Source organism: Lysobacter sp. Root690 (assembly GCF_001427785.1).
In the GTDB taxonomy this organism is placed as follows: domain Bacteria; phylum Pseudomonadota; class Gammaproteobacteria; order Xanthomonadales; family Xanthomonadaceae; genus Lysobacter.
In genome coordinates this window covers 149,359-158,037 of the sequence record NZ_LMHM01000015.1, presented here as the reverse complement: position 1 = coordinate 158,037, position 8,679 = coordinate 149,359, and the positions used below count along the sequence as shown (strand labels likewise).

Sequence of the window (8,679 nt, the reverse complement as noted above, 5' to 3'; positions counted from 1 at the left end):
GCAAGCGGCAAGCGGCAAGCGGCAAGCGGCAAGCGGCAAGCGGCAAGCGGCAAGCGGCAAGCGAAATGATGCGCGCAATTGGTTGTCGCGATGCAAGCGCCTCGTTGGCGACAAGGGAGCGACAAACCCACCAAGACCGTCGTCCCCGCGAAGGCGGGGATCCAGAGCCGAGTCGTTGCAACCCGGCCTCACCCACAAAACCAGCGCGCGCAAGGCGCGCCGATCCTTACGCCTGTTCGGCGTCGGACTCCACCACCGCGCGCGCACGCTTGAGCGAAATCAACGCCGAGGTATCCGACTCGCCATGCCCGCGCTCGATCAGCTCGGCGTAATCCGCCGCGGCCTGGTCAATGGTGTTGGTGCGGATGCCGCTGTCGCGCGCGATGCCTTGGACGATGCGCAGGTCCTTGAGCATGTGCTGGCATTTGAAGCCCGGCGCGAAATCGTCGCGCAGCATGGTCGCGCCGCGCTTGTCGAGGAACCAGTTGCTGGCCGCACCGGCCATCAGCGTCGGCAGCAGGCGCTCGGGTTCCAGGCCGAGCTTTTCGCCCAACGCCAGACCTTCGCACACCGCTTCGTTGATGCCGGCGACCAGAATCTGGTTGATCGCCTTGGTCGCCTGTCCGGCGCCGGTACCGCCCATGTGGGTGATGCGCGCGGCGTAACTGTCGAGGACTTCGCGCACGCGCTCGAGCTGCGCTTCGTCGCCGCCGACCATGATCGATAGCTTGCCGTTGCGCGCGCCCTCGGCGCCGCCGGACACCGGCGCGTCGAGGAAACCGATGTTGTGCGTGGCCAGCATCGCCGCCGAACGGCGCGCGGTTTCCAGCGAGACGGTGGAGTGGTCGACCACGATCGCGCCGGGCTTGAGCACCTCGGCCAGAGCAGCAACGTTTTCGAGCACGTCCGCGTCCAGCGACACGCACAGGATCACCAGGTCGCAATCGGCGAAATTCGCCGGCGAACGCGCCGCGCGCACTTCCAGCTCCGACGCCAGCGTATCGGCCTTGGACTGCGTGCGATTGCCCACCGCGGTCAACACGCCCTTGCCGTGCACGTAACGCGCCATCGGCGCGCCCATGGCTCCCAGACCGATCACCCCTACTTTCATTTCAACCTTCTGCCCGTTCGGGCGCTTGATGTTGCAAAAACCGTGATCCGGCACGACCGAGCGCTTAGCCCGGCCATCGTGCCATGCGGCAGCGCCTTGTTGCTGCGACCGATCTCATATGGGTACACGCGAACACCTCCACGTATACGAAACCGCGACCCCTATCCGCCTGAACGCGCGAACATCGGCGCGGTGAAGCCGACGCGACGGCCGTTCAGGTCAGCCATTCGTACACGTCGACCCGCGACGAACCCGTGATGTGCAGCGGGTCGCCGAACGCCAGCACGCGGGCCTCTTCCAGGTCGGCCGCGCGCAGTACATAGGCGCCGCCGCTCTTGTCGGAAAAACCGCCGGCCAGCTCCAGGCGACCTTGCTCGCGCAGACCGTCGAGGAAGTCGCGATGCGGGCCGATCTGCTCGCTGTCGAACTGCGGCAGACGCATGGCCATGACCAAGTAGCGATTCATCGTCCCGTACCCGTTCAAGCCAACGGCGCATCGCTGAGGTAGGTGTAACCGGTCAAGCCGGTTTCCAACGCCTCGTCCAAACGAGCAGCCTCGTCGGCCGGCAGATCCGCCGCCGCGACCTTGCTGCGATACGCCTCGCGCAGATCGGCCAGCTTGTAGCCGACGTAGTCGAGCATGACGTCGGTGGTGTCGCCGCGGCGCTGCTGCGCCAGGCGATAGCCATCGCCGTCGACCCGCACTTCGACCGCGTCGGTGTCGCCGAACAGGTTGTGGATGTCGCCGAGGATTTCCTGATACGCGCCGACCAGGAAAAAGCCCAGCCGATAGCTTTCGCCCGGCTTGAGCGCATGCAGCGGCAGCGAGCTGTCCAGGCCTTCGTTCTCGACGTAGGTATCGACCTTGCCGTCCGAATCGCAGGTCAGGTCGGCGATCACGCCGCGCCGGTCCGGCCTTTCGTTCAAGCGCTCGATCGGCGCGATCGGGAACACCTGGTCGATCGCCCACACGTCCGGCATCGATTCGAACACGCTGAAATTGACGAAGTATTTGTCGACCAGACGCTCGTTGAGTTCGTCGAGCAGATCGCGATGGCTCTTCTCGCCCACGTCCAGGCGTGCGCGTACCGCATGCGCGATCGCGTAGAACAGATCGTCGATGCGCGCGCGGTGAGTCAAATCGATCTGGCCGAGCGCGTACAGCGACAGGCCTTCGCCGTGATGGTGCTGGGCCTCGTGGAACAGTTCCACCGCCGGGCGCAGGTCGAGTTCGTCGTGGATCTCGCGCAGATGGCGGATCACCGCCGGCTCGTCGTCGTGCGACGGCGGCACCCGGCCTTCCGGCGCCTCCTCGATTTCCGAGACGTTGGCGACCAGCACCGCATGGTGCGCGGTCATCGCGCGGCCGCATTCGGTGACGATGCGCGGCGGGGTCAGGCCGTATTCCTGGCAGGCTTCCGCCAGAGGCTGGACGATATTCGACGCGTATTGATTGACGCCGTAGTTGATCGAGCAATAGCTGCGCGAACGGGTGCCTTCGTAATCGATGCCCAGGCCGCCGCCGACATCCATGTAGCGCACGTTGGCGCCAAGCTTGGACAGTTCGATGAAATAGCGGGTGGCCTCGCGCATGCCGTTGGCGATATCGCGCACGTTGGAGATCTGCGAGCCCATGTGGAAATGCAGCAGGCCCAGGCAATCCTGCAGGCCGCTGTCGCGAAGCTGCTTCCACAGGTCCAGCACCTGGCGCGGGCTCAGGCCGAACTTGGCCTTGTCGCCGCCGCTGTTCTGCCACTTGCCGGCGCCGAGCGAGGCCAGCCGCATGCGCACGCCCAGGCCCGGCTTCACGCCAAGCGCCTTGGCTTCCTCGAACACCAGCTGCAGCTCCGACGGCTTCTCGACGACGATGTAGGTTTCCATGCCGAGCTTGCGGCCGATCAGGGCCAGGCGGATGTATTCGCGGTCCTTGTAGCCGTTGCAGACGATCAGCCCGCCCGGCCGGCTCAGCGCCAGCACCGCCATCAGCTCGGGCTTGCTGCCCGCTTCCAGGCCGAAGCCTTCGCCGGCGTGCGAAGCCAGGGTGCCGGCCACGCCGTGGTGCTGGTTGACCTTGATCGGATAGACCGCGGTGTAGCCGCCGGCGTAATCCCAGTCGCGCATGGCCTGATCGAATGCGCCCTGCAGCGCGCCCAGGCGATCGCCGAGGATGTCGGGGAAGCGCACCAGCATCGGCAGCTTGGCGCCCTGCGCACGCGCGGCGTCGACGACTTCGGGCAGGGCCACGGTCGGGCCGCGCTCGCCGCGCGGCTTGACCACGATGCGGCCGGCGCCGTCGATGTCGAAGTAACCCTCGGACCAATGCGGGATCGAATAGGTCTTGCGGGCCTGATCGAGCGACCAGTCGGACATCGGCGGGCTTTCCAGAAAACCATGGGGAACACGCATTCTACAGGCCGCGTCCGGCGCGGGGGCCTCCGGCGCGATCCGGGCGCGGGCGCAGGCGGCCAAGTCGGCAAAATCCGCGCCCGGGCGGGCCGTTCGCGACGAACGTTCATGCAGGTTCGCTACAATCCGCGCCCCAAGCCCGGCTCGCGCCGGGCGCCGGCCCGGCGACCGGTCCGACGGCCACCGCCGCGACCCGCCGGGACCTTCGCAATTCCCGCCCCAGCCCAGGAAGCAAGCGCATGACGACCGAACCGACGTGGCATTACGAAAACTTCGAGCCGACCGGCTCGTCCATCGGCTATCGGATCACCCGCAAGCTCGATGAAGTGCAGTCGCCGTTCCAGAAGATCGAGATCTTCGAGACGACCGATTGGGGCAACCTGATGCTGATCGACGGCGCGGTCATGCTGACCACCCGCGACAACTTCCTCTATCACGAGATGATGTCGCACCCGGCGCTGTTCACCCACGCCGCGCCGAAGAACGTGGTCATCATCGGCGGCGGCGACTGCGGCACCCTGCGCGAAGTGCTCAAGCACGACGGCGTGGTCGAGGCGGTGCAGTGCGACATCGACGAGCAGGTCACGCGCATGGCCGAGAAATGGTTCCCGGAGCTGTGCGATCGCAATAACGATCCGCGCGCGCAGTTGCTGTTCGACGACGGCATCGCCTACATGGCCAACCGCCCGGCCGGCAGCGTCGACATCATCATTGTCGACTCGACCGATCCGGTCGGCCCGGCCGAAGGCCTGTTCAATAAAGCTTTCTACGAAAGCTGCTTCCGCGCGCTGCGCGAGGACGGCATCCTGATCCAGCAGTCCGAGTCGCCGCTGATGCTGCTCAAGCTGATCCAGGAAATGCGCACCGAGATGGGCAAGGCCGGCTTCCAGTCGTTCAAGACTCTGCCGTTCCCGCAGCCGTGCTACCCGACCGGCTGGTGGAGCTGCACCCTGGCGCGCAAGACCGCCGGCGGTTTCGAATTCCGCGAAGCCGACGCCAAGGCCAAGACCTTCGACAGCAAGTACTACAACGCCGGCATCCACCACGGCGCGTTGTCGACCCCGGCGTTCGTGGCGCAGGCGCTGGGCGAATAAACCGTCCACGATCCTTGCCGCACAAAAAGCCCCGCACTCGCGGGGCTTTTTCGTAGTCCGACTGTAGGAGCTGCGCAAGCTGCGACCGCGGCACCGCAGCTCCGACGCAAGCGTGGTTTCGCGGTCGCAGCTTGCGCAGCTCCTACAGGGGAGAGTCCGGAACATCGCGCGAGCCGGCGGCAAGCGGCCTCGGGGCAATGCCCCTCGGCCGCCGCAACCGCGCCGCCGTCAGCGGAACGCCGCCATCGTCGCCGCGCGCTCGCGCATGACCCGTTCGTTGTCGCGGGTGCTGGTGCCCAGCGGCCGGCTCACGCCGCCGGACACATAGCTCTGGTCGATGGTCGAGAAGTAGCCGATGCGCGGCTGCGGATTCGAATTCACCGCCATGATCGTGCGGAAATTGCCGGCGCTGTTGACGTAGCCGTGACCGAACGAGAACGGCGTGGTGTTCGGATCGTTGTCGTGACGCGCGCCGAACAGGTGCGCCGCCTCATGCACGAAGGTGAAGGTGCTGCAGGAATGGTTCTGCACGAAGAAGCCGTTGGCCGCGGTCGCGCCGATCGAATACGCCTGCCCGCACAGCAATCCGCCGCTGCTGCTCACCAGGCCGTCGCGCACGACCAAGGTCACCAGGTCGGCGGCGGTGCTGTTGCGCTCGGTGGTCGAATAGGCGTCGTACCAGCCGTCGGTGGTGCCGCGGATGCGCGACAGCAGGGTGTCGGAGCTGTTGGTCGACTGCGCCTGGGTGGTGAAGCGGACCCCGGCGCTTTCGAACCGCAGCGCCAGGGCGTTGTTGGTGAACGCGGTATTCGACTGGGCGATGAAGAACGCGGCGCGATCGTTCGCCGAATTCTGCCCGCCCAGTTCGGCCACGGCTTCCGGGGTGTAGACCTGCAGGACGCGGACGATCGAATCGGCGAGCAGCGCCCCCGCCGCCGGACGCGCGGCGAGCGCGGGGCCGCGATCGGTTTGCGGCGCCAGGTCGACCTGGGCGGGCGTGTCGTCGGCGCCCTCCAGGCTCGCCGGATCGCGCTTGACCAGGTATTGCCGCGCGCCGTCCTCCGAGGTCAGGACCTCGTACACCTCGCCGGTCGCGGCGACGATCTGCCCGGTGACGCGTTCGCCGCGCACGACGAACAGCGCCGTCGACGGCGGCTGCCCGCCGAGCTTGAGCTGGCCGCCGGGAAGCAGGCGGTCGGCGCCCGACCAGATCAAATCGCCGTTGGCGTTGCGATAGGACTTCGCCAGACGCATATGCAGACGCGCGCCCTCCGGCATGCTCAGCATCAACTCGCGCTGCGCGCCGACCAGCACCTTGCGGTCGATCGACACCGACGCCGCCCATTGCGCGGTCTTGTCGCGCACCATGTTGCTGACGTTCGCGGGCGCCGCGGCCTTCGACGGCTGCGCCTGAAACAGTTCCGGCACCGCGGCCGATTGCGCGTCGGCGATGTTGACCGTGACGGCGACCAGACCGGCGATGGATAGCGCCAAGATTGCCTTGTGCATGTGATTCTCCCCGTAAGCGCTGCGACATCAAGAGTGATGGCGGGCGACCGCGGCCGCCCGGTAGCGTTCATCGCCTGTTGGTCAGTCGCCGTTCGCGATGACGCGATCGCGAAAGGATTCGACCGGAGCGAAGAACGGACTTGAGCTTGCACGCAAGCGCACGGGCGAAACGGGCCGCGCAAGCGGCGCATTCCTCGCTTAAACGCGATACGAATCACACATCGGCATATCGGTGACGCGATGAAGAGGCAAGTCGCGAGCAGCAGCGACGAATCGCGGTCGCATGCGCCGGGCGATATCTCGCCGGCATAGCGGCGATCGTCGGCGAAGCATCATGCATGCAAGAAAAAACCCCGCGATCAGCGGGGTTCTTCGTGATCCGGCGGCGATAGGGATGCATGCCACGAGCGCCAACTAATAGCCATGCACACAAGTTGTGCCGAAGTCGCCCGTCGCGCCTTCGACGATCACCGCACCTCACGCAGCTCAGCTGATCGCAGTAAAAAATTTCGCCGCGCCGACATTGAGCGCATAGCCGCCGACCGTCAGCACGACGAACAGAATCGCCGCCAGCAGCATCGGTTTCGCCCCGGCCTGCTTGATCGCGCCGACGTGCGTGCGCAGGCCCAATGCCGCCATCGCCATCGCCAGCATCACCGTGTCGATCTGCACGATCGCGGCCTTCCACGCCGCCGGCAACAGATGCAGCGAATTGAAGCCGCTGACCACCACGAACAGCAGCGCGAACCACGGGATCACGATCTTCGCCTTGCCCGCGGCACCCTCGCCGCCCGCGCCGATGCGCGAGGACAGGATCAGCAGGAACGGCGCCAGCAGCATCACCCGCAGCATTTTCTCGATCACCGCGGCTGAGGCGGCCGACTCGCCGATCGCGCGGCCGGCGACGACGACCTGAGCGACTTCGTGAATGGTCGAGCCGGCATAGACGCCGTAGGCATGCTCGCTCAAGCCCAGGTACGGGTACAGCCACGGGTACACGAACATCCCGAGCGTCCCGAACACCACCACGGTCGCGACCGCGACCGAGACCTTGTGCGCCTGTCCGCGCACCACCGGCTCGGTGGCCATGACCGCGGCCGCGCCGCAGATCGCGCTGCCGGCGCCGATCAGCATCGAGGTTTCGCGGTCCAGCTTCAGCCAGCGCGTGCCGATCCAGGTCGCCAGGCCGAACACCGTCGCCACCACCACCACGTCGATCGCCAGCCCGGCCCAGCCGACCCCGGCGATTTCCTGGAAGGTGACGCGAAAGCCGTACAGCACGATGCCGGCGCGCAGCAGCGTGCTCTTGCAGAAGTCCACGCCAGGACCGGCCTGCGCGGCGACGGCCGGGAACACCGTGTTGCCGACCGCGATGCCGAGCACGATCGCCAGGGTCAACGCGCTCAGACCGAAGGATTGCAGCGCCGGCAGCGAGGCCAGCCCCATCGCCACGGCGGCGATCGCGGCCGCCAGACCCAGCCCCGGCCAGAACCCGCGCTGCCGATGAGTGCCCTGCGGGGCGGCGGCGGGAATGGTCGAAGTCGGATTCAGGGCGGACACGGCGGCGGACTCGGTAAGGAAGCGGCGCCAAGGTAGGCCCGCCCACACGGGGAGTCCAATACATATAATTCAACTATCCATGAGGTGAGCTCATAGCATGAACCTGCACCTGCTGCGCGTGTTCCTGACCGTGGTCGAGCAGCAAGGCTTCTCGCGCGCGGCCGAAAGCCTGTTCGTCAGCCAGTCGGCGGTGTCCAAGGCGGTGCGCGAATTCGAGCTGCAGCTGGATCTGCCACTGATCGAACGCACCGGCAGCGACGGCAAGGCCGTGCGCGGCATCCAGTTGACCGACCACGGCCGCGCCGTGTTCGAACATGCGCGCGCGATCTTCGCGCTGGAGCGGATCGCGGTCGAGGACGTGCGCGACCGGGTCGAACTGCGCCAGGGCCGACTGCGCATCGGCGCGAGCACCACCATCGCCGCGTACTGGCTGCCGCAGCAACTGGGCCCGTTCGTGCGCCGCCATCCCACCCTGGCGACCGAACTGGTGGTCGGCAACACCGAACAGATCCGCCATGCGGTGATCGATTGCACGGTCGATATCGGCTTCGTCGAAGGCTCGGTCGACGACCCGCGCATCGAGGCGAGCGCCTGGCGCAGCGAACCGCTGCGGCTGATCGCCGCGACCGACAACGCCTTGGGCGCCAGGCGTCGCGCCTCGATCGCCGAACTGAGTCGACAGACCTGGCTGCTGCGCGAGCACGGCTCGGGCACGCGCCAGGTCGCGCAGTCGCTGTTCGCCGCGCGCGGCATCGAACCGGCGCGGGTGATCGAGATCGGCAGCAACGAAGCGATCGCGCGCGCCGTGGTCGCCGGCGCCGGCATCGCCCTGCTGCCGGCGACCGTGGTCGCCGACCTGATCACCATGCAGCGCGTGCGTGCGGTCGCGCTAGGCGACGATGACGCCCTGACCCGGCCGCTGTATCGGTTGGAATTGCGTAATCGGCCGCGCGCGCCGGCGTTGCAGGCGTTCTTGCTGGACGAAGACTAAGGGCGAGA

At 67.0% G+C, this 8,679-nt stretch carries 7 protein-coding genes; 2 read left to right on the top strand and 5 right to left on the bottom strand.

All coding sequences use genetic code 11. The features are described from left to right. Positions 1 to 226: 226 nt before the first annotated feature. From ASD86_RS17735 to speA, 3 genes are all read right to left on the bottom strand, one after another. Positions 227 to 1,111, bottom strand: coding sequence for an NAD(P)-dependent oxidoreductase (locus tag ASD86_RS17735; RefSeq protein ID WP_056113569.1), 885 nt, complete (start codon positions 1,109 to 1,111; stop codon positions 227 to 229). Between the two features lie 214 nt (positions 1,112 to 1,325). After that, on the bottom strand, positions 1,326 to 1,577 hold the full coding sequence (locus tag ASD86_RS17730) for a YciI family protein (protein WP_056113566.1): 252 nt from the start codon (positions 1,575 to 1,577) through the stop codon (positions 1,326 to 1,328). 14 nt (positions 1,578 to 1,591) lie between these two features. Then, positions 1,592 to 3,481 carry an arginine decarboxylase gene (gene speA / locus ASD86_RS17725; protein ID WP_056113564.1) on the bottom strand — a complete coding sequence of 630 codons (1,890 nt, stop codon included), beginning with the start codon at positions 3,479 to 3,481 and terminating at the stop codon, positions 1,592 to 1,594. Positions 3,482 to 3,756: 275 nt separating this feature from the next. On the opposite strand from speA, the gene speE reads away from it, so the two are divergent. Further along, complete coding sequence (gene speE / locus ASD86_RS17720) at positions 3,757 to 4,611, top strand: polyamine aminopropyltransferase (RefSeq protein ID WP_056113561.1); 855 nt, start codon at positions 3,757 to 3,759, stop codon at positions 4,609 to 4,611. A 228-nt stretch (positions 4,612 to 4,839) separates the two neighbouring features. Here the strand turns inward: speE and ASD86_RS17715 are convergent, their stop codons facing one another. Both ASD86_RS17715 and ASD86_RS17710 read right to left on the bottom strand, forming a co-directional pair. Further along, positions 4,840 to 6,120, bottom strand: coding sequence for a M12 family metallo-peptidase (locus ASD86_RS17715; RefSeq protein ID WP_056113559.1), 1,281 nt, complete (start codon positions 6,118 to 6,120; stop codon positions 4,840 to 4,842). Between the two features lie 486 nt (positions 6,121 to 6,606). Then, entirely contained in the window at positions 6,607 to 7,653 is a 1,047-nt protein-coding gene (locus ASD86_RS17710; protein WP_255357302.1) for a YeiH family protein, read from the bottom strand. A 124-nt stretch (positions 7,654 to 7,777) separates the two neighbouring features. On the opposite strand from ASD86_RS17710, the gene ASD86_RS17705 reads away from it, so the two are divergent. After that, positions 7,778 to 8,671, top strand: coding sequence for a LysR substrate-binding domain-containing protein (locus ASD86_RS17705; protein ID WP_056113556.1), 894 nt, complete (start codon positions 7,778 to 7,780; stop codon positions 8,669 to 8,671). The last annotated feature ends 8 nt before the right edge of the window (positions 8,672 to 8,679 follow it).

Bases quoted from the DNA above. Each gene is read 5' to 3' on its own strand.
- ASD86_RS17735 (WP_056113569.1), bottom strand. From the start codon at position 1,111: ATGAAAGTAGGGGTGATCGGTCTGGGAGCCATGGGCGCGCCGATGGCG.
- ASD86_RS17730 (WP_056113566.1), bottom strand. From the start codon at position 1,577: ATGAATCGCTACTTGGTCATGGCCATGCGTCTGCCGCAGTTCGACAGC.
- speA (WP_056113564.1), bottom strand. From the start codon at position 3,481: ATGTCCGACTGGTCGCTCGATCAGGCCCGCAAGACCTATTCGATCCCG.
- speE (WP_056113561.1), top strand. From the start codon at position 3,757: ATGACGACCGAACCGACGTGGCATTACGAAAACTTCGAGCCGACCGGC.
- ASD86_RS17715 (WP_056113559.1), bottom strand. From the start codon at position 6,120: ATGCACAAGGCAATCTTGGCGCTATCCATCGCCGGTCTGGTCGCCGTC.
- ASD86_RS17705 (WP_056113556.1), top strand. From the start codon at position 7,778: ATGAACCTGCACCTGCTGCGCGTGTTCCTGACCGTGGTCGAGCAGCAA.